Source organism: Chromohalobacter moromii (assembly GCF_023091865.1).
Classification (GTDB): Bacteria; Pseudomonadota; Gammaproteobacteria; order Pseudomonadales; family Halomonadaceae; genus Chromohalobacter; species Chromohalobacter moromii.
On the sequence record NZ_JAHXDI010000001.1, the window covers coordinates 690,412 to 710,034 of the forward strand.

The 19,623-nt window shown below is 63.3% G+C and carries 15 protein-coding genes; 7 read left to right on the plus strand and 8 right to left on the minus strand.

The window, feature by feature from the left end:
- Window positions 1-150: 150 nt before the first annotated feature.
- On the minus strand, window positions 151-1,320 hold the full coding sequence (locus KZO83_RS03120; protein WP_247619725.1) for a fumarylacetoacetate hydrolase family protein: 1,170 nt from the start codon (window positions 1,318-1,320) through the stop codon (window positions 151-153).
- A 369-nt stretch (window positions 1,321-1,689) separates the two neighbouring features.
- On the opposite strand from KZO83_RS03120, the gene KZO83_RS03125 reads away from it, so the two are divergent.
- Together KZO83_RS03125 and KZO83_RS03130 are read left to right on the plus strand one after the other, a co-directional pair.
- Window positions 1,690-3,435 carry an IlvD/Edd family dehydratase gene (locus KZO83_RS03125; protein WP_247619726.1) on the plus strand — a complete coding sequence of 582 codons (1,746 nt, stop codon included), beginning with the start codon at window positions 1,690-1,692 and terminating at the stop codon, window positions 3,433-3,435.
- A 187-nt stretch (window positions 3,436-3,622) separates the two neighbouring features.
- Window positions 3,623-5,431 (plus strand): IlvD/Edd family dehydratase, encoded by a 1,809-nt coding sequence (locus tag KZO83_RS03130; RefSeq protein ID WP_247619727.1) that lies wholly within the window; start codon window positions 3,623-3,625, stop codon window positions 5,429-5,431.
- Between the two features lie 87 nt (window positions 5,432-5,518).
- Here the strand turns inward: KZO83_RS03130 and KZO83_RS03135 are convergent, their stop codons facing one another.
- Together KZO83_RS03135 and argE are read right to left on the minus strand one after the other, a co-directional pair.
- The gene (locus KZO83_RS03135) at window positions 5,519-6,334 is read right to left on the minus strand and encodes a FadR/GntR family transcriptional regulator (RefSeq protein WP_247619728.1); all 816 of its coding nucleotides are present in this window, start codon (window positions 6,332-6,334) and stop codon (window positions 5,519-5,521) included.
- A 50-nt stretch (window positions 6,335-6,384) separates the two neighbouring features.
- Window positions 6,385-7,545, minus strand: a complete 1,161-nt coding sequence (argE, locus tag KZO83_RS03140) for an acetylornithine deacetylase (RefSeq protein ID WP_247619729.1) — start codon at window positions 7,543-7,545, stop codon at window positions 6,385-6,387.
- Window positions 7,546-7,653: 108 nt separating this feature from the next.
- Here argE and wrbA point away from each other — a divergent pair, with 108 nt between their 5' ends.
- Window positions 7,654-8,259 carry an NAD(P)H:quinone oxidoreductase gene (wrbA, locus tag KZO83_RS03145; RefSeq protein ID WP_097022476.1) on the plus strand — a complete coding sequence of 202 codons (606 nt, stop codon included), beginning with the start codon at window positions 7,654-7,656 and terminating at the stop codon, window positions 8,257-8,259.
- A 127-nt stretch (window positions 8,260-8,386) separates the two neighbouring features.
- Here wrbA and KZO83_RS03150 read toward each other — a convergent pair whose 3' ends face one another.
- Complete coding sequence (locus KZO83_RS03150; protein WP_247619730.1) at window positions 8,387-9,367, minus strand: alpha/beta hydrolase; 981 nt, start codon at window positions 9,365-9,367, stop codon at window positions 8,387-8,389.
- 289 nt (window positions 9,368-9,656) lie between these two features.
- On the opposite strand from KZO83_RS03150, the gene KZO83_RS03155 reads away from it, so the two are divergent.
- Window positions 9,657-10,145, plus strand: coding sequence for a hypothetical protein (locus KZO83_RS03155; protein WP_247619731.1), 489 nt, complete (start codon window positions 9,657-9,659; stop codon window positions 10,143-10,145).
- A 75-nt stretch (window positions 10,146-10,220) separates the two neighbouring features.
- Here KZO83_RS03155 and KZO83_RS03160 read toward each other — a convergent pair whose 3' ends face one another.
- Together KZO83_RS03160 and KZO83_RS03165 are read right to left on the minus strand one after the other, a co-directional pair.
- Window positions 10,221-13,526, minus strand: a complete 3,306-nt coding sequence (locus tag KZO83_RS03160) for an AAA family ATPase (protein WP_247619732.1) — start codon at window positions 13,524-13,526, stop codon at window positions 10,221-10,223.
- Window positions 13,523-14,806 (minus strand): exonuclease SbcCD subunit D, encoded by a 1,284-nt coding sequence (locus KZO83_RS03165; RefSeq protein ID WP_247619733.1) that lies wholly within the window; start codon window positions 14,804-14,806, stop codon window positions 13,523-13,525. The genes KZO83_RS03160 and KZO83_RS03165 overlap by 4 nt, the downstream gene beginning before the upstream one ends.
- A 92-nt stretch (window positions 14,807-14,898) precedes the next feature.
- Here KZO83_RS03165 and nfi point away from each other — a divergent pair, with 92 nt between their 5' ends.
- The gene (gene nfi, locus KZO83_RS03170; protein WP_247619734.1) at window positions 14,899-15,612 is read left to right on the plus strand and encodes a deoxyribonuclease V; all 714 of its coding nucleotides are present in this window, start codon (window positions 14,899-14,901) and stop codon (window positions 15,610-15,612) included.
- Here nfi and pdxR read toward each other — a convergent pair.
- A complete protein-coding gene (gene pdxR / locus KZO83_RS03175) occupies window positions 15,609-17,111 on the minus strand; it encodes a MocR-like pyridoxine biosynthesis transcription factor PdxR (RefSeq protein ID WP_247619735.1) in 1,503 nt (500 codons plus the stop codon). The genes nfi and pdxR overlap by 4 nt on opposite strands.
- A gap of 91 nt (window positions 17,112-17,202) precedes the next feature.
- Between pdxR and KZO83_RS03180 the strand changes: the two genes are divergently transcribed.
- Window positions 17,203-17,958 (plus strand): GNAT family N-acetyltransferase, encoded by a 756-nt coding sequence (locus KZO83_RS03180; RefSeq protein ID WP_247619736.1) that lies wholly within the window; start codon window positions 17,203-17,205, stop codon window positions 17,956-17,958.
- Between the two features lie 10 nt (window positions 17,959-17,968).
- Window positions 17,969-18,625 (plus strand): FMN-binding negative transcriptional regulator, encoded by a 657-nt coding sequence (locus KZO83_RS03185; protein ID WP_247619737.1) that lies wholly within the window; start codon window positions 17,969-17,971, stop codon window positions 18,623-18,625.
- 24 nt (window positions 18,626-18,649) lie between these two features.
- Here KZO83_RS03185 and KZO83_RS03190 read toward each other — a convergent pair whose 3' ends face one another.
- Complete coding sequence (locus tag KZO83_RS03190) at window positions 18,650-19,540, minus strand: aldo/keto reductase (RefSeq protein WP_261505555.1); 891 nt, start codon at window positions 19,538-19,540, stop codon at window positions 18,650-18,652.
- Between the last annotated feature and the right edge of the window lie 83 nt (window positions 19,541-19,623).

The following is a 19,623-nucleotide window of genomic DNA, read 5'->3' on the forward strand; positions in this document are numbered from 1 at the left end:
TCAAGGGGCGTTAAGTCGCACCGATGTTGCGGCGTGACCCCGTGGCGTCGCGTGCGCCTCCCATGTCATCGAGAGTACTGTTTTGAGTGGATGCCATGGCCAGGCACAAATCTTCAGTGGCAGGCCATGTTGGTGTTGAAAAGCCGACCGTCAAGCGCCGGGACGCTGTCGTACGAGATAATTCAGCAGAGCGCCGCTACCGAACTGCCAGGGCCGAATGCGGTCGCTGGTGTCGACGCGATTGACCAGCGCCCCGAGTGTGGGCGTGGCGATGGTCACCACATCTTCGAGGTGGTGAGTGAAGCCACTACCTTGGGTATCACGGTCCTGGGTCGGGGCGAATAAGGTTCCCAGGAACAGCATGAAGCCGTCCGGGTACTGGTGATGCGCCCCCAGTGTTTGGTCGACGAGATCGAGCGGGTCGCGACTGATTTGATTCATCGAGCTCACCGCATCTAGGTGAAAACCATCCTCGCCGCGGACATCCAGGGTGACTTCCAGGGCGCGGACACTGTCGATGTCGAAGTCGTCATCGAACAGGCGCACGAAGGGGCCGATGGCGCAGGAGGCGTTGTTATCCTTGGCCTTGCCCAGCAACAGAGCACTCCGTCCTTCGACATCGCGTAGGTTGACATCGTTGCCGAGCGTGGCGCCACGTACTTGGCCGCGCGAGTCCACCGCCAGCACGACTTCAGGCTCGGGGTTGTTCCACTTCGAGGCCGGGTGAATCCCGACCCGGTGACCCAGGCCCACCGCCGACATGGGTTGCGACTTGGTGAACACTTCGGCGTCGGGGCCGATGCCGACTTCCAGGTATTGCGACCAAACGTCGAGCTCCACCAGCTTGGCCTTTAGGGCCTCGGCCTCGGCAGATCCCGGCGTTAGCCGGGAAAGGTCGTCGCCGATCAGCGAGGTGACGGTGTCGCGCAATGCCGCGGCCTTCTGGCTATCGCCACGCGCCTGTTCCTCGATCACTCGCTCCAGCATCGATGACGCGAACGTTACCCCACAGGCCTTGATCGCCTGCAAATCGCAGGGCGCTAGAAGATGCCAGGTGGCGGGGTCGCCCTCGGCGTCGAGCGAGGCCTCCAGGCAATTGCTAACCGTGAGGAGAGGTGCATCCGGTGCTTGGGCGATGCGTGTTGCTAGATCGTCGAACTCCAGCAGGGCGCTGAACGTGGGAGCCAGCGCGCTGATATCGTGCAGCATGCCGTCACGTACGGTGACCAGGCGGGGACCTTGCGCATCGGGGTCCCATACGCGGCCGATCAAGCTATCGTTGCCGGCATCCTGGGGGAGAAACGGGTGAAATTCATTCATGGGAGCGCCCTTGGATTCGTCGCATCAGGCGGTAAATGTTGAACATAGTGCTTACATGTTCAACATAGACTTTGGTATACCCATTGCAATCTACCCCAGGCACCCTGGCTGCCGGTATGGGGGGTAATCGACGCCGCAATTTCAACGTTCGTTAGATAAAAATGCCCTTTAATCAGTACCCTGACGGCGCTTTTCGTCATTGTGCCTCAGTCTCGATGTCTGTTCCTGAAGAGGGTGGAAAAAGCGCGATATTATTTTTGATATTTTTTTTTACATCAAAGAAGGTCTTTTTTGACATTATCCGGTTATTGAAAGGGGCGTTTATGGTGTTGGCAACGCGAATGCGAATGCCACGAGAAGGAGCCCCTGATGAGCCAGTCCCCCCGCCGACTGCGCAGTGCCGAGTGGTTCGGCACTGCCGACAAGAACGGCTTCATGTATCGCAGTTGGATGAAGAACCAGGGCATTCCCGACCATGAATTCCAGGGTAAACCGATCATCGGCATCTGTAATACCTGGTCGGAGCTCACCCCCTGCAACGCGCATTTCCGCAAGCTCGCCGAACACGTCAAGAAAGGGGTGCTCGAGGCTGGCGGTTACCCGGTCGAGTTTCCGGTGTTCTCTAACGGTGAGTCCAACCTGCGTCCCACCGCGATGTTCACCCGCAACCTGGCGAGCATGGATGTCGAGGAGGCGATTCGCGGCAACCCGCTCGATGCCGTGATTCTGCTGGTGGGCTGCGACAAGACCACGCCGGCGCTGCTGATGGGCGCGGCGAGCTGCGATATTCCCACTCTTGTGGTCACTGGCGGCCCGATGCTCAACGGCAAGCACGAGGGCAAGGACATTGGCTCGGGAACCGTCGTCTGGCAGCTCTCCGAGGAGGTGAAAGCCGGCAAGATATCGCTGCATGACTTCATGGCCGCCGAAGCAGGCATGTCGCGCTCCGCCGGTACCTGCAACACCATGGGGACCGCCTCGACCATGGCCTGCATGGCCGAATCGCTGGGTACCTCGTTGCCCCACAATGCGGCGATACCGGCCGTCGATTCGCGCCGCTATGTACTGGCGCACCTGTCCGGCAATCGTATCGTCGAGATGGTCCACGAGGATCTCAAACTCTCCAAGGTGCTGACCAAGCAAGCCTTCGAGAACGCTATTCGCACCAACGCGGCCATCGGTGGCTCGACCAATGCGGTCATTCACTTGCAAGCCATCGCCGGACGCATCGGGGTCGACCTGACGCTGGATGACTGGACGCGCATCGGACGCGGCACGCCGACCATCGTCGACCTGCAGCCTTCGGGTCGCTACCTGATGGAAGAGTTCTACTATGCCGGCGGCTTGCCCGCCGTGTTGCGGCGCCTTGGCGAGGCCGACCGGCTGCCGCACAAGGATGCTCTGACCATCAACGGCAAGACGCTGTGGGAGAACGTCCAGGACGCGCCGCTTTACAACGACGCCGTGATTCGCCCCCTCGACACGCCATTGCGCGAGGACGGCGGCATGTGCGTGATGCGCGGTAATCTCGCGCCCAACGGTGCCGTCCTCAAGCCTTCCGCGGCGACCCCCGAGCTGATGATGCACCGTGGCCGTGCCGTGGTCTTCGAGAATTTCGATGACTACAAGGCGCGCATCAACGATCCCGATCTCGATGTCACCGCCGACGACATTCTGGTGATGAAAAACTGCGGGCCACGCGGTTATCACGGCATGGCCGAGGTCGGCAACATGGGGCTGCCGTCCAAGCTGCTCGAGCAGGGCATTACCGACATGGTGCGCATTTCCGATGCGCGTATGAGCGGTACCGCCTACGGTACCGTGGTTCTCCACGTGGCGCCGGAAGCCGCTGCCGGAGGGCCGCTCGCGGCGGTCCGTAATGGCGACCTGATCGCCCTCGATGCCTACGCCGGCACGTTGCATCTGGAGGTCGACGATGCCGAACTGACTGCGCGCCTGGCTGAGTCTGATCCCACCGCTGAGTCGACCCAAATCGCCAGTACCGGCGGCTATCGCCAGCTCTACATCGAGCATGTACTGCAGGCCGATCGAGGCTGCGATTTCGACTTCCTGGTCGGCTGTCGCGGCGCAGAGGTACCGCGGCACTCGCACTGAGGGCTTGGACTAACGAAAAAGAGCGTACGCAAAACGAGAAGGCGGCCCATCGGGCCGCCTTCTTGCGTTGCGGCATTGCTCAGCGCGGACAAGCGGCGTCTCTACACCTATCGGAGTATGTTGAACATACTCGCAATATGTTTGACTTACATAGGAGCCGATTGTTCTTTCGAGAGGAGATAACCCGATGTCCGCCGACAATCGCCGCATGACCCCCGATCAACTGCGTTCGCGCTGGTGGTTCGACAACCCCGAGCATCCGGGAACCACCGCGCTGTGCATCGAGCGTTACATGAATTACGGCTTGACGCTGGAGGAGCTCAAGAGCGGCAAGCCGATCATCGGCATCGCGCAGTCGGGCTCCGACTTGACGCCTTGCAATCGTCATCACATCGATCTGGTGAAACGCGTCAAGGATGGCATCCGCGCCGCCGGGGGCGTGCCGTTCGAGTTTCCCCTGCATCCCATCCATGAAAACGTGCGTCGGCCGACGGCAGCGCTGGATCGCAACCTCGCGTACCTAGGGCTGGTGGAGGTCCTGCATGGTTACCCGCTAGACGGTGTGGTGCTAACCACTGGCTGTGATAAGACCACGCCCGCCTGCCTCATGGCAGCGGCGACCGCGAATATTCCGGCGATCGTGCTCTCCGGCGGCCCCATGCTCAATGGCTGGCGCGGCACCCAGGAACGTGTGGGCTCGGGTACCATCATCTGGGAACTCCGCAAGCGTCTCGCGGCGGGGGATATCGGCTACGAGGAATTCCTGTCCCGCGCCACCGATTCGGCGCCTTCAGTGGGCCACTGCAACACCATGGGCACCGCCTCGACGATGAACTCCATGGCCGAAGCGTTGGGCATGAGCCTGCCCGGCTCGGCGATGATTCCGGCGCCCTACAAGGAACGCTCGATGGTCGCCTATCAAACCGGGACGCGCATCGTCGACATGGTATGGGAAGACCTGCGTCCGTTGGATATCATCACCCGAGAGGCCTGCGAGAATGCCATCGTGGTGTGTTCGGCGCTAGGCGGTTCTTCCAACGCGCCGGTGCATATCAACGCCATCGCTCGTCACGCGGGGATCGAGCTGACCAACGACGATTGGCAACGCCTTGGGCATGAGATTCCGCTGCTTGCCAACGTGATGCCGGCAGGGATCTATCTTTCCGAGGAGTTCCACCGGGCCGGTGGCGTGCCCGCGGTGCTCAGCGAGTTGATCAAAGCGGGACGTCTGCATGGCGATGTGCCGACGGTCAATGGCAAGACATTGGCGGAGAATACGGCCGGGCGTGAAACCCTGGACGACGATATCATTCGCCGCTATGACAATCCGCTGGTGGAAGAGGCCGGCTTCATCAATCTCAAGGGCAACCTGTTCGATTCGGCGTTAATGAAGACCAGCGTGATCGCCAGCGACTTCCGGCAGCGTTTCCTGAGTCAGGCCGATGATCTGGATGCTTTCGAAGGCAAGGTGGCGGTATTCGACGGCTCCGAAGATTATCATGCACGCATCGACGACCCGTCACTCGAGATCGACGAGAAGACCATCCTGATCATGCGCGGTGCCGGACCAATCGGCCATCCGGGCAGTGCCGAGGTCGTCAACATGCAGCCGCCAGAGGCGTTGATACGTCAAGGTATCGAATCGCTGCCGTGCATCGGTGACGGTCGTCAGTCGGGGACCTCGGGCTCGCCCTCGATCCTCAATGCGGCACCTGAAGCTGCCGTGGGCGGCGGCTTGGCACTACTGGAAACGGGGGATCGAATTCGTATCGACCTCAAGCGCGGCGAAGCCAATCTGCTGGTCGATGACGCCGAGTTGTTACGGCGTCGCCAGGCGCTGGAGTCGCGTGGCGGTTATATTTACCCGGTGGACCAGACGCCTTGGCAGGAAATTCAACGCGGCATGGTCGAGCAGCTCGATCGTGGCATGACGCTAGGCCCTGCCACTAAGTACCGCGACGTCGCGCGTAAGAGCCCGCCCCGCGACAATCACTGAGTACTTGATGCTAAGCACTTGACCAGACAAACCGGGCGTCGCCATGCGACGCCCGGTTTGTCTGTCGAGTGTCAGAGGTAGCGCTTGTCAGCTTTCGGACAACAGCTCGGCGCTATGCCCAAGAGGCGTGTCGGGGATTTCCAACCCCAAGGCGCTGGCGGTGCCAGCGAGTACGGCCTGTGAGGCGCGAAAGGCATCGCGTGGCCGGCGTGCGCGAATGCTTTCCATCAGCAACCGGTGGCGCTCCAGGCTCTCCGCCGGGTCGCTGGCGCTGACGTTCGAGGTCTCGATCAATAGCAATATCGAGGGACGCAGAATGTGCGAGAGCTGTGACCAGACGATATTGTGCGTGGCCTTGAAGATAGCCACATGGAAGGCGATGTCATAGTCGCTATGCAAGCGGCCGTCACGGTTGGAAGAGGGGTCGTCGAGGTCACTGCCCATGCCGTTGAAGGCCTCCTCGATGGCGACCAAGTCATGCGCCGTCGCGTGCTTGGCGGCGGTCATGGCGACATAGGGCTCCACGTCCAGACGAAAGGCCAGGATCTCACGCTGCACGCCGGGGTTGGGCGCGGCGTAGCGCGTCATCCACTCGGTGACTTGAGCATCGAGAATGTTCCACTCCGGATACTCGCGGACCTTCGAACCGTGTCCGGAAATGCGTTCGATGATTCCGGCGTCGACCAACTGGCGTAGATCGCTGCGGACCGCCGAGCGATTGAGAGCGAAGCGCGCGCATAGATCGATCTCGCGGGGCACGAAATCCCCGGGTTGGTATTCGCCGGAGAAGATCTCCTTTGCCAGCGCCTCGGCGACGCTGGGACGTTTTCGGGATGGGGTTTGCTTGCTCTTCACGTGACATCGTTCCGAATCATTTCGTTCACGCTGGCATATGTCGAACATTTCGACAAGGCGCCGATGGTAGAGGTCCTCTCGGTGGAGATGTTGCGATGCTAGTCGGCGCTTGCCATGCGCTTCCCAAGCGCCGCCATGAAGGCATCCGCTGCCTCGAGCTGGGCGACGTCCAGATATTCGTCGGGTTGATGTGCCTGAGCGATGCTGCCGGGGCCGCAAATCACCGTGGATAGGCCGGCGCGTTGAAATTGCCCCGCTTCGGTGGCATAGGCCACGGCTTGGTTGTCGGCGGCGCCGAGCAGCGACTGGCATAGTGCCACCGCCGCTTGGTTGTCGCGGTCGGCCAGGGCGGGCACGGTCTCGGTGAGGTGGTCGGTATGGATGGCGATCTGCGGCGCGCGTGGGCGCAAGTCGTGTACCAATGAATCGGCGTAGTGCTGGAAACGCTCGAACAAGGCTTCGAAACCGTCCGTTGGTAGATGGCGGATCTCCCAGTCGAAATGGCACTCGCGCGCCATGATGTTGATCGCCGTACCGCCCTGGATCTTGCCCACGTGGAGACTGGAGTGGGGGACGTTGAAGAGCGGATCGACACGCCCCTCGCTGACAAGTTCCGCCATGATGTCTTCGATGCGGGTCACCAGGCGGGCGGCCACGTGGACGGCGGATACACCCTGGCGCACCTGGCTTGAATGCGCTTCGCGACCGGTCACCGTGGTACGCAGGTTAGTGATGCCCTTCTGGGCCACCACCGGCGCCATCAGCGTGGGCTCGCCGACGATGACCGCCGCTGGCGTCGGTGCATCGGCCATCAAGCGTTCGATCAAGCGCGGCGCGCCCAGGCAACCGACTTCCTCGTCGTAGGAAAACGCCAGGTAGATGGGTCGCTGCAAGTCGAGCGTTTGCCACTGCGGTACTTGTGCCAGTGCGCTGGCGATGAATCCCTTCATGTCGCAACTGCCACGTCCGTAGAGGCGGCCGTCGTCTTTTTCGATCAGCGTGAAAGGGTCGCTGCTCCAGGGCTGACCGTCCACCGGTACCACGTCGGTATGCCCGGACAGCACCACGCCGCCCGCGACCTTGGGGCCGATGCGGGCCAGCAGATTGGCCTTGCTGCCGTCATCGTTGTCGATGCGGGTACAGGGCACGTCGTGCTCGGCGAGATAACGTTCGATGAAGGCGATCAATTCCAGGTTGGAGTGACGCGAGACGGTATCGAAGCCAACCAAGTGCTCGAGTAGGGCGGTGGTGTTGGGCATGGCGACCTCCAGCGGATGTTTTGCGCCAGCCTAGCACGTCACTTTGACGGTGGCGCGAGCGTGCGCCATCTTGAAAGCGTCCATACATCCAGTCAGGAGAGTACCCTCGTGAGCAAGATTCTCGTCCTTTATTACTCCAGTTACGGGCACATCGAAACATTGGCCAATGCCGTCGCCGAAGGCGCACGCGGCGTGGCCGGCACTCAGGTGGATCTGTATCGCGTGGCCGAACTCGTGCCCGCTGACGTCGCCGAAAAATCTGGCTACAAGGCGGACAGCACTGCCGCCGTGCTGGATGACCCCAGCCTACTGGCCGAGTACGATGCGATTCTCGTCGGTACGCCCACGCGCTTCGGCAACATGGCCTCGCAGATGCGCAATTTCTGGGACAAGACGGGCGGTCTCTGGGCGCAAGGCAAACTGATTGGCAAGCTGGGCGGTGCCTTCACTTCTACCGCCAGCCAGCACGGCGGGCAGGAAACCACACTGACCTCGATTCACACTACCTTGCTTCACCACGGCATGGCGATCGTCGGTGTGCCGTACTCCTGCGCGGCGCTGAGCGAGCTCAATGACGTCTCCGGTGGCACGCCTTACGGCGCGACAACCATCGCCGGTGGCGACGGCAGCCGCCAACCCAGCGAAAATGAACTCACCATCGCCCGCTTTCAGGGCCAGCACACCGCTGAAATGGCCGCCAAACTCGCCGGCTGAGCCCCGTTCGAAGCGCTTCGAAAGACGCCAAAACGCCGTGCCTTAGTGCACGGCGTTTTAGTGTCGGAGATATGTACACGAAGCGCGTTTTTTCGACACGTCGCCTAAGTATTTAACCCACCCTCTACTACGGGGCAGGTGCTTTTTGCCCGTTCAGCGCCTGGATGGCGGCGACGGCGGCATCGATAGCGTCGGGATCGAGTATCAGGCCGATGTGGTCGATGTCGGGGAGTTGATCGACCGCTACGTCGCTGCCGGCGTTTTGAAACACAGTAGCGAACTGACCGGCACGAAAGATTTGGTCATCCTCGCCCACCAGCACCCGCATCGGGTGATTCGTCGCGCGTAGGGCGGCTCGGTAATCGGCTTTCGGCCGGTAATTCTGGGCCAGGTCGTACGAGTAGGCTGGTGTCAGGTCGGCACTTTCGTCGACGGCATAGCGGACCACAGGCAGATGATTGAAGGCGTCGATACCGAGACGATTCAATAACATGATGGCGATGTAACGCGGTAATCCGACGCGGGTCCAACCGCCGCTATCGGCCCGATACGTCGATGCCTCCTGACTGATGAACGGCGACAGTAGCAGGTAGTTGGAAAACAGCTGCTGGCGTTGACCACCGGCCACCCTGAGCGCGAATCCACCACCGGAAGAGAAACCCACGAGCGTGGTGGGCGTGACCGGCTCAATGGTCTGCATGAAATCTTCCAGATCATCCTCGAGTTGTCCCACGTAGGCGATGTCGCCGTTGGTGCCGGAGGAACCGTGTCCGCGAACATCCAGCGTGTATGCGGTATACCCGGCGGCGGCGAAAGCCTTGGCCAGCGGATGCATGCTGCGGCTGTCAGCGGCGGAGCCGTGGAGCAGCACCACACTGCCGTGTGATGTGTCTGCAGAAGATGCGTAACGGCGAAACGCGAGAGGCGTGCCATCTCGCGCCTGGTAGGTGCTGAGTGCTGGTAAGTCGCTATCGTCGAGTGCCCTGAATGGCGCATTGATGCCTTCCAGGGTCGGCGGCCGGGATGGGCCGCCGAAGATCAGCGCCAAGGCGGTAGCGCTCACCAGCCCCACGCTGATCAGCAAGAGTAAGCCAATGGCGAATTTCATGGGCACCTCGTGTCAGGTTTTCCGGGCTTTTTATATCACCACGCATTGCGTCATCACCAGCGTGGGCGATTCGCGGATAGGATATCGATCAGCTCAGTGACGCGGATACCGTCTTCGTTGGCGGCAGGGTCGTTGATGGCAAAATAGTACGCAATGCCTGGCTACCGAGGGATGGCCTCTCAATGGCACTCTATGGGAAGCAAGTTGATATGTTCACGGCATCGACACATGTTGAGGGCATGTACACGGAACGCGATTTTTTCGACATGCCCTCACTACAAGGAGATATATGCCCAGTTTCCATACTCGCTCGTTGTGCGAAGCGCTGTTGGGTATTGCGGGGATCTGGTTGCTGGTCAGGACGCTCTCAAACCAGGCCACGTCTCTTTATATTGTCTGGTCCAGTTCGTCGGTAGCTCAAGAGGCGGATGCACCGAATATGCTCGCCATCCAGGGTGTGCATTTCTTCGTCAGTGTGCTGCTTGGAGCGGGGCTTCTCCTGGCGCGTAAGCCGATCAGTCGATGGTTAACATCCTCTGAGGAGGAAGTCTCAGCCTCGTCGGCCACTCTGATGGCCGTGGGGACTGCCTTGATTGGCATCGGTTATCTGGCGTCGGGTCTGGTCACGCTGGGCACGCATTATGCGCGACTGGAAACGCTGGGCGCCGCCAGTCCAGACAGTCTCTGGCGTGGTGGTCTTTCCGCGAGTATCGGGATCATACTGTTCGCCAGCTCCGTCGGTATCGGCCGTCTTTGGCGGCGGCTTCGGGCGTTATGATACTGAGCCGAGGACGGCGGAGGTAGCCGTCCTTTATTTATTGAGAATTCATATTTCCTAGTTACTCAATATTGCCTAGGTACTCACCAACCTCGCGCGACTCGTGCCATTGCCCAGCGGCTCGACTTGTATCTGCACCGGGATGCGTTCGTGCATTTCCTGCACGTGGGATATCACGCCGACGCGGCGGCCCAGTGCTTGCAGGCCGTCGAGGGCGTCCATGGCGAGCGCCAGGGATTGCGGGTCGAGGCTGCCGAAGCCTTCGTCGATGAACAGTGATTCGATGACGAGTTCGCCGGAGGCCATGGAGGCGAGTCCCAGCGCCAGCGCCAGCGAAACGAGGAAGGTTTCGCCGCCGGAGAGTGAATGCACCGAGCGGCGCTCGTCGCCCATATCGCGGTCCTCCACCAGCAGACCCAGCTCGCTGCCACCGCGAATCAGCTTGTAACGGCGACTCAACCCCATCAGGTGCGTGTTGGCGTGCTCCAGCAATTGCTCCAGGTTGTAGGCCTGCGCGATGCGCCGAAAGACCTTGCCGTCCGCGGAACCGATCAGTTCGCTGATGCAGCCCCAGCGGCGGTACTCGGCGCGCGCGGCGTCGAGTTCGGCTTGCCCTTCGCGTTGGCGCTGACGCTTGCGGTCGTCATCGCGCAGGGCGTGCAGGGCGTCGTCGCGACGTGCCTGGGAGGCATCATGGCGTGGTGCCAGGGCGTCACGTTTGGTGTCGAGCGCCTCTCGACGCCGCTCGATTCGGGCGTCGACCGCCTCGCTCAATAGCGCCTCCGCGTGCGCATCGTGCTCGGTCAAGGCCTGGTCGCGGCGATGCGCGATGAGGGCCTGGCGGCGTTCGGCGAGGGTGGCGGCGGTCTGCTGGCGAGCCTGCTCGGCCTGAGTCAGTTCCCGTTCCCTGCGTTCAGTGGCATCGTCGGTTTCGTCGAGTAGCCGCTGCAAGGTGGCGTCGTCCAGCCCGGGATGCGCTTGGCGCCAGGCATCCAGCTCACGGGTGAGGGTGTCGAGTTCCTGCTTGAGCCGGGCGAGTTGCTCGGCTTCATAGTGCGATTGTTGGGCAAGCCGTTGGGTTTCCCGCTCACTGTCATGGCATTTGGCAAGTGCCGTATCCCGTGCCTGGCGTGCGGTGGCCTGGCGCGTATCGAGCTGCTGCTGCCAGGCGTCCGGCGAGGCATGCTCGCCGAGCAAGGCCTTGAGCCGGGCGGCGATGTCGTCCCGCTCGCGGCGTAGCGGAGGCAGGCGCGCATCGAGTTCTGTGAGTTCCTCGTCGAGTCGTGTGCGCTGGGTGTCGAGTTGCGCCAGTGTCAGCTCGCTCTGGCGCAATGCCTCGTCGAGCGGTGCCAGTTCGGTCTCGGCGCGGGCAAGGGCCTGAAGCGTTTCCTCGTGTTGCGCGCGCTGGGCGTCGCTTGTCTGGCGTTGCTCGGTTAGCCAGGTGTCGCGCCGGTCGTGATCGATGCCGGCAAGCTCGGCGTGTAGCGGATGTTCGTCGAGCGCCTGGTGCGCCTCTTGGTGGCGCTTATTGGCATCCGCACCGTCCTGGCGTTGTTGCGTGAGCGAAGCCTCGAGTGCGCGGTATTGGCCCAGCAGTTCGTCGCGCTGTTGCTGGGCGTGGTCGCGTTGTCGCTGGGCATCCGCTAACTGGCGGTCTTCGTCCGCTTGCTGCGCGGCAAGTTGGGCGGCTTCAGGTGTCTGCGGCGGCTGGTGGCGCCAAGGATGCTCGAAACCGCCGCACACCGGGCAGGGCTGGCCTTCCTCGAGGGCGTCGCGCAGGTGCGTGACACTCTCGCTGCGCACCGCGCGACCGCGTTCGACGAATTCCAGCACGCTGCGATAGTGGCGCTCACGCTCATCGAGACGTTGACGTGCGGCCTGGCCTTGGGCGATCAATGCCTCGAGGCGCTTTGCATCTTGCGTTAGGCGCTCATTGAGTGTGCGCCGGGTGTGGTCGGCACGATAGGTGGTCTGCCAGCGGCTTTGCAGCTCGCCGAGTGCCAAGTGACGCTGGGCGGCGAGATCATGCGCGCGCTGTACGGCCTGGCGGGCGTCCTCGACGCGGGCGTGCTCGCCCATCAACTGGCGTAGGGTGGCCTGCCAGTCATCACGCTGGCGGCGCTGGCGTTGCTGTGTCGCGTGGGCTTCCTGATAGCGCGTGGTCAGCGTCTGCGCTTCGCGGCGATGCGTAGCGTGGGCGTTGTCGAGCTCGGCCAACTGATGCTCGCGTGTCGCCAGTTGCTGCGCCTGCTCGCGGGCTTGATGCAGTTGAGGCTCGGCCGTGCGGCGTGCCGCGTCGGCGTCTTGAAGGGTCCGTTCGGCCGTGGCGTGGGTCTGTTTGGCCTGCTGCAGTGTGGTCTCGGCCTGCGCCAGGGCCTCACGCGTATCGGCATGCGTCGCTTCGAGCCTCGATATCTCGCCGGGAAGTGCGGTCTGACGTGCCAGGCGATGGCGTTGCGGTGCGATCAGGCGCTGCCAGTCACGGTCGGCGCGGGCCGGGGCCAGCGTTTGCCAATGCGTCTCGGCATCGTGGTGCTCGCGTTGCCCTTGGGCGTGAGCATCGCGAAGCTTGGCATCCGTGGCGTGCCACTGCGCCTGTGTTTCCAGGCGCTTGGCATGGCGTTGCACGGTGTCGAGCTCGGCTTGAGCGGTCTCGGCGGTCTTTTCGAGCGCGGCGCGAGCCTCGGCCTCGGCGGGCAGGTCGTCGGCGAGCTTGGCGTTCAGCGCCTCGACGGCGTGCTTTGCTTGGTTGGCGCGGCGATAGGCGGCGACCGAGATCTCGGAGTACTCGGCGGTACCGGTGAGGCGCTCGAGCAGGTCGCTGCGCTCGTTGTCGTCGGCCTTGAGGAAGGCGGCGAACTCACTCTGGGCCAGCAGCACGGCGCGGGTGAATTGCTCGAAGCTGAGGCCCAGGCGCTCGGGCAGCAGGCGGTCGAACTCGCGTTTCTGGGTGGTCAACAGGCGGTCGCTATCCAAGTCGGTGAGCGACTGCTCGATTTTCTGCAATTTGCCATCGGCCTTCTCGCGGGCGCGGCGCACGGCCCAGCGGGCGCGATAGCGGCGGCCATCGCGGCCCAAGAAATCGACCTCGGCATGGCCGCTGGCAGTGCCTCGGCGCAATAGCGTACGCGGATCGGCGGTATTGAGGGTGGCGTCGCCCACGTCGGGCAGCGGGGCGTTCTGGCCCGGCGCCTGGCGCAGTCGGGGCGTGCTGCCGTAGAGCGCCAAGCACAATGCATCGAGCAAGGTGCTCTTGCCGGCGCCGGTGGGACCGGTGATGGCGAACAGGCCGGCCTCCGCGAGCGGCGCGGCGGTGAAGTCGAGTTCCAATGGGCCGGGGATCGAGGCCAGGTTGGTCAGGCGCAGGGCGAGGATCTTCATGTCGTTGTTTCCTCGTCGTCGAGCACGTCCTGATGTAGCCGGTCGAAGTCGGCGAGCACGTCGTCGGCGGGCGGCTCGCCCCAGCGCGCTTGCCAGGTGCGCTCGAACAGCTTGCGTGGGCCGAGCGCCGCCAGGTCGATGCGCGCGGGCGCGTCCTCGGCAGCGACTCTCGGCAGGCGACGTTCCAGACGCAGCAGGCGCAATTGCTTGCCGTCGAGCGCTGCGTCTATACGGGCACGCAGGTCGGGCATCGGGGCGTCGAGTTCGACGCGTACCTCGAGCCAGGGCCAACGTTCTCTAGGGAGATCTCGTCCCTGATCTGTCGATAGCTCGGGCGTATCTTCCAGGGCGTCCAGCTCGGCGAGTACGTCATCCAGTGGCGCCGGGCCGAGCCGATGCATGGCCACCGGACGTGGTACGGGTAGGCTCTCGACATCGTGCAAGGCGTCGCCGTCGAGCGTGACTTCGACGACCTGATGGGGATAGGCCACTTCGCTGAAGTCCAACGGCAATGGACTGCCGCTGTAGCGGATGCGCGTCTCGCCGACCTGCTGGGCGCGGTGCAGGTGACCCAGCGCCACATAAGCGATGTCGGAGGGGAACAACGAGGCCGGGATCGATTCTTCGCCGCCGATGACGATGGGCCGCTCGCTGGCCTCGGAGACCGCGGCGCCGTGCAGATGAGCATGACTCATGGCAATGAGCGCCTGGCCGGGGACGCGACGTTCGCGCGCTGCGTCGATGAGCTGTTGGTGAACGCGCGTGATGCCAGCGACATAGGTATTGCGCGAGGCGTCGTCGGTCTCGTCGCCGTTCGTCGCTGTGCCGCCGGTGACCTCGGCGGGCCTCAAGAAGGGCAGCGCCAGGCACCAGGCGCGAATCTGGCCCTCGGCATCGGTCAGCGGTACCAAAAGACGCGAGGCGTCGAGTCGTCCATCGTCGAGCCAACTCACTCGGCCCAGGGCGTGGGTGTTGAGGCGCTGCATCAGTGGCGCGGGCAATTCGATACGGTTGCCGCTGTCGTGGTTGCCGGCGATCATGACGATGGTCAGTTGCGGTAAACGCTGATGTGCCTCGACGATGAAGTCGTAGAGCAGCTCCTGGGCGCGCAACGATGGATTGACGACATCGAAGACATCGCCTGCGATGAGCAAAGCGTCCGGGCGTCGCGCGTCGAGAGTCGCCAATAGCCAGTCGAGGAACGCGCGTTGCTCGGTGTGGCGCTCTTGCCCGTGGAAGGTCTGGCCGAGATGCCAGTCCGCTGTGTGGATGAGTTTCACGCAGATCTCCTATACCGGAGCGTCAGTCTACCGGTTGCGGGAGGGCGGCCCAATGGGGCACTGACAAGGAGAACGAAGCACAAGGAGGCGGTATGACTCATCATGAAGACCTGCATGCTTGGACGCTGACCCCCGAGGAGGCCGTGGCACTGCAGCGTCGCTTGGCACCGCGCGTGGTCAGGCACGGAAAGCCGGATGCGGTGAGCTGCATCGCGGGCGTGGATATCGGCTTCGAGGATGGCGGCGAGACGACGCGTGCGGCGGTGGTGGTGCTGGAGTGGCCGTCGCTTACGGTACGCGAGTCGGTGGTCCACCGCGAACCCACGCGCATGCCCTACATTCCCGGCTTGCTATCGTTTCGCGAGATTCCCGCCGCGCTGGGCGCCTTCGCACGGTTGGAAGCACACCCCGATCTGGTGATGGTCGACGGCCAGGGTATCGCGCATCCACGGCGTCTCGGCGTGGCCTCGCACCTGGGCCTATGGCTCGATCTGCCGACGATCGGCGTGGCCAAGAAGGTGCTTTGCGGTCGTCACGGCGAAGTACCGGCCATGCGCGGTGAATGGACGCCGCTCACCGACCGTCGCCGCACCGAGGACCCCGCCGACGTCGAGGTCGATGCCGAGGGACGCGTGGTCATCGGCGCAATGCTGCGTTCCCGCGAGAACGTCAAGCCGGTGATCGTCTCTCTCGGGCATCGGCTGGATCAGGACTCCGCGCTGGAATGGGCGATTGCCTGCCTGGGCAAGACCAAGCTGCCCGAACCGACCCGGCTGGCGGATCGGTTGGCGTCGCGCAAGGGCTAAACAGGGCCATGGCTGATGGAGTGTCCTGTCAGTGAAAGCCACGTTTCGCTAAGCCAACGCCCGGCACGCTCTATCTCGGCCTCCGTCGCGCCGGCATAGCCGAGGACCAGCCCCGGCTGGCCGGGCGCTTGCAAATAAAAGCCGGATAGCGGCGATAGCCGCAGGCCTGCTTGCTTGCCCTGGTGGACCAGTTCGTTTTCCAGTTCATGGCTTTCCAGATACGCGACCAGGTGCATTCCCGCATGGCCGGACGAGAGTTCTAGCCCGTTGGAAACCGCCGGCGCCAGCGCCTGGCGAAGCGCTGACTGGCGGTGTCGGTAGCACCTGCGCATGCGCGCTACATGGCGCGAGAAATGACCCTCGCCGATAAAGTCGGCCAGCGCCGCCTGAGCGACATATTGCCCTTCTCGGTGCAGGCGAGCGTTGATGCGCTGGAAGCTTGCCACCAGCGAGGGCGGCAGCACCAGATACCCCAGCCGTAGCCCCGGATAGAGAACCTTACTGAAGGTGCCTACATAGATTACCGGGGCGTTATCCATCAACCCCTGAAGCGAGGCGATCGGCGCGCTGGTATAGCGGAACTCGCTGTCGTAGTCGTCCTCGATGATCCAGGCGCCATGCCGCTGGGCGAGCGCCAGCAGCGCCGCGCGACGTGACATCGGCAGAGTCGCGCCGCAGGGGTACTGGTGCGATGGCGTCACGTAGATCAACTTGGGAGATGGTGTCTCGGAGGGAAGCGAGGCGGCATTCAGGCCTTCATCGTCGACCGGTACCGGCTGCAGGGCCAGTCCAGCCGAGGCGAAGCAGGCTTGCGCGCCGCCGTAGCCGGGCTCCTCCATCCAGACGCTATCCCCGACGTCGGCAAGCAGTCGTGCGATCAGCTCGAAGCCCTGCTGCGCACCCTGGGTGATCAGGATCTGCTCCGGCCGGCAGCGCACCGAGCGCGCTAGACGCAGATAATCGCACAGCACCTCGCGTAGCGTGCTGACGCCTCCCACATTTTGGTAATCGAACCATTCCACCGGGGCTCGCTGCTGATGGCGTCTAAGCAAGCGCTGCCAGCGTTCCCGGGGAAAACGATCCAGCGCCGGAACGCCGGGCGCGAAGGCGGTATGACGTTCGCTCGAAGGCGCCGTGAATTCGAGAAGGCGTTCGCCGCGTTGCGAGAGCGCCACGGATAGCGGTTCTGGCGCTTCGAGGCGCTGCTGTGTTCCCCACTGCCAATCGGCAACGAAAACCCCGGCACCGGGACGCGATACCAGAAAGCCCTCAGCGATGAGACGGTCGACCGCGCTCAGCACGGTATTGCGGCCCATACCCAGGCTGGCGGCCAATTGCCGGGACGAGGGCAGGGCGCTCCCCGGAGGGAGCCGGCCCTGCTGGATGCCGCCGCGCAGGGCATCATAAAGACGCTGGCTGAGCGTGCGGTCGTCCGGCTCGGCCAGTTGAAGATTCAATGCCTCTTGAATCCAGAGACGGTGGGCATTCGGATCGGTCACTGGTTCCTCGCATATCGGCAATATTGGTTCTTCTTGGGGAACCGTTATGTCGCCAGACTAATGCTTCGTCATATCCTGAGGAAAGTCCTCCATGAGCCAAGCCTATAACGCTTACGGACAGCCGATCGGCTCGAACCTCGACCGCTGGCAAGCGCCGTCAAAACCCAGTGCCGAATGCCTGGCAGGGCGTTTCTGCCGACTGGAACCGCTGGATGCCGCCCGTCACGCCGAGGCCCTGTGGCAGGCGTGGCAGGTGCCGGCCCCGGAGATCGACAACGACACCGAGGGACGCGCCCGCTGGACCTATCTGGGCGGTCGCCCCTTCGACGACGAGGCTGGTTGCCGGGCCTGGCTGGCGCGTATGGGCGCGGACTGCGAGTTGCTTTGCTATGCCGTGGTCGACCTCGCCGATGAGACGGCGGTGGGCATGGCGGCTTATCTCAATATCGTGCCGGTCGATGGTCGCATCGAGATCGGCCATATCAGCTTCTCGCCCCGCATGGCACGCACGCCGATATCCAGTGAGGCACTGATGCTGATGATGGCGCACGCCTTCGATATGGGATATCGGCGTCTCGAATGGAAGTGCGATGCCCTGAACGCACCTTCGCGCCGCGCCGCCGAGCGGCTCGGTTTTCGCTTCGAGGGTGTCTTCCGTCAGCATCGAGTCGTGGCCGGGAACAATCGTGACACGGCATGGTTCTCGGTCCTAGATGGCGAGTGGCCGGCGGTTCGCGAGTGCCACCGCCGCTGGCTGGCCCCCGAGAACTTCGATGCCACGGGCCGCCAGCATCGTTCGCTCACGTCGATGACGGCCGCCCTGCGTCACGATCCTTTTCCCTCCTGAGAGTCGAGCCATGTATCAGCCGCCCCAGTTTTGCATCGACAGTCGCACCGAATGCCAGCGGATCATCGAGGCTGCTCCCTTCGCCACGCTTGTGACCCGTGATGCATCCGGCGAGCTAAGCGCCGATCACTTGCCACTTTTGCTGGCACCGGCGGAGGACGAGTGCGCATCGGATATCCTGCTTGGCCATATCGCGCGTGCCAACCCGCTTGCCAGGAGAATCGAAAACCCCTTGGGGAGCATCGAAGCACTGGCGATCTTTCATGGTCCTCAGGCCTACATCACGCCGAGCTGGTACCCGGCCAAGCGTGAACACGGCAAGGTGGTGCCGACCTGGAATTATCAGGTGGTGCACGTGCATGGCCGGCTACGCCTGATCGACGATCCACACTGGCTTCGCGAGATGGTGACCACCCTCACCGAGCGCTTCGAAGGCGAGCGGGAGAGGCCTTGGCGGGTAAGCGATGCCCCCGACGATTATATCGCCGCGATGTGCCGCGCCATCGTCGGGATTGAGATCACCGTCGACCGCCTCGAAGGCAAGCGCAAGGCGAGCCAGCACAAGTCGCTCGACGAACGCCGAGCCATTCATCAGGGGTTGCAAGATGAATATGGCTACGGGGAGCAAGAGGCCGCCTGCCTTGGCGGTGTCACACCCGAGGATTGAGCGTCGGTATGGCGCCGTCAACGCCTAGACGATATCCAGGGGCGGCTTGCGCGACGGCGCGGGAAAGGTGGCGTCCAGCCTTGCGAGACTGGCGTCGTCCAACGCGAGCCGCATGGCGGCGGCATTGGCTTCGACGTGTGCGGGCTGTACGGCCTTGGGGATGGCGATGACATCGCGTTGCCCGTCGGGCGCGGGGCGGGTCGCCCAGGCCAGCAGCACCTGGGCAGGGCTGACGCCGAGCGCGTCGGCGATAGCGCGAACCTCTGGGTGGTCGAGTTCTCGACCGCCTTGGGCCAAGGGGCAGTAGGCCATGGCCGGCAGGCCGCGTTCACGCTGCCAGGGCAGCAGACTGTGCTCGATGCCGCGCGAGCCGAGATGGTAGAGCACCTGGTTGACGGTGCAGCGGTCGCCACCGGGAACGGCCTGCAGGGCTTGCATCTCGTCGACGTCGAAGTTGGAGACGCCGTAGCGACGTATCTTGCCTTGGGCTTGCAGGTGCTCGAACGCTTCCAGCGTTTCTTCCAAGGGCACGTTGCCGGGCCAATGCAGCAGATACATATCCAGATAGTCGGTGCCCAGGCGTTGCAGGCTGCGCTCGCAGGCGGCGACGGCGTCGTGACGGCCGGCGTTCCACGGGTAGACCTTGGAGACCACGAAGGCCTCGTCGCGACGCCCGCGCAGGGCCTCGCCGACGATTTCCTCGGCGCCACCGTCGGCGTACATCTCGGCGGTGTCGATCAGTGTCATCCCTAGATCGAGGCCGTATTGCAGGGCATGGATCTCGTCGCGGCGCGGGGCACGGTTCTCGCCCATGTGCCAACTGCCCTGGCCGATGGCGGGCAGGGCGACGGCGGGTTCACGCTCGGTGGCGTCAAGCGTGACGCGGGGAATGTCGTTGGCGGGGGACGTGGTCATGGGGGAGCCTCCCTGGCAAGTCTGGCATGGATGTGGGCTAGCCTTCAGGGTGCGCCGATACGGCGGGATGCGACAAGTCCGTT

Excerpts from the sequence above, each read along its gene's own strand:
- KZO83_RS03120 (WP_247619725.1), bottom strand. The coding sequence starts at position 1,320 with ATGAATGAATTTCACCCGTTTCTCCCCCAGGATGCCGGCAACGATAGC.
- KZO83_RS03125 (WP_247619726.1), top strand. The coding sequence starts at position 1,690 with ATGAGCCAGTCCCCCCGCCGACTGCGCAGTGCCGAGTGGTTCGGCACT.
- KZO83_RS03130 (WP_247619727.1), top strand. The coding sequence starts at position 3,623 with ATGTCCGCCGACAATCGCCGCATGACCCCCGATCAACTGCGTTCGCGC.
- KZO83_RS03135 (WP_247619728.1), bottom strand. The coding sequence starts at position 6,334 with ATGTTCGACATATGCCAGCGTGAACGAAATGATTCGGAACGATGTCAC.
- argE (WP_247619729.1), bottom strand. The coding sequence starts at position 7,545 with ATGCCCAACACCACCGCCCTACTCGAGCACTTGGTTGGCTTCGATACC.
- KZO83_RS03150 (WP_247619730.1), bottom strand. The coding sequence starts at position 9,367 with ATGAAATTCGCCATTGGCTTACTCTTGCTGATCAGCGTGGGGCTGGTG.
- KZO83_RS03155 (WP_247619731.1), top strand. The coding sequence starts at position 9,657 with ATGCCCAGTTTCCATACTCGCTCGTTGTGCGAAGCGCTGTTGGGTATT.
- KZO83_RS03160 (WP_247619732.1), bottom strand. The coding sequence starts at position 13,526 with ATGAAGATCCTCGCCCTGCGCCTGACCAACCTGGCCTCGATCCCCGGC.
- nfi (WP_247619734.1), top strand. The coding sequence starts at position 14,899 with ATGACTCATCATGAAGACCTGCATGCTTGGACGCTGACCCCCGAGGAG.
- KZO83_RS03180 (WP_247619736.1), top strand. The coding sequence starts at position 17,203 with ATGAGCCAAGCCTATAACGCTTACGGACAGCCGATCGGCTCGAACCTC.
- KZO83_RS03185 (WP_247619737.1), top strand. The coding sequence starts at position 17,969 with ATGTATCAGCCGCCCCAGTTTTGCATCGACAGTCGCACCGAATGCCAG.
- KZO83_RS03190 (WP_261505555.1), bottom strand. The coding sequence starts at position 19,540 with ATGACCACGTCCCCCGCCAACGACATTCCCCGCGTCACGCTTGACGCC.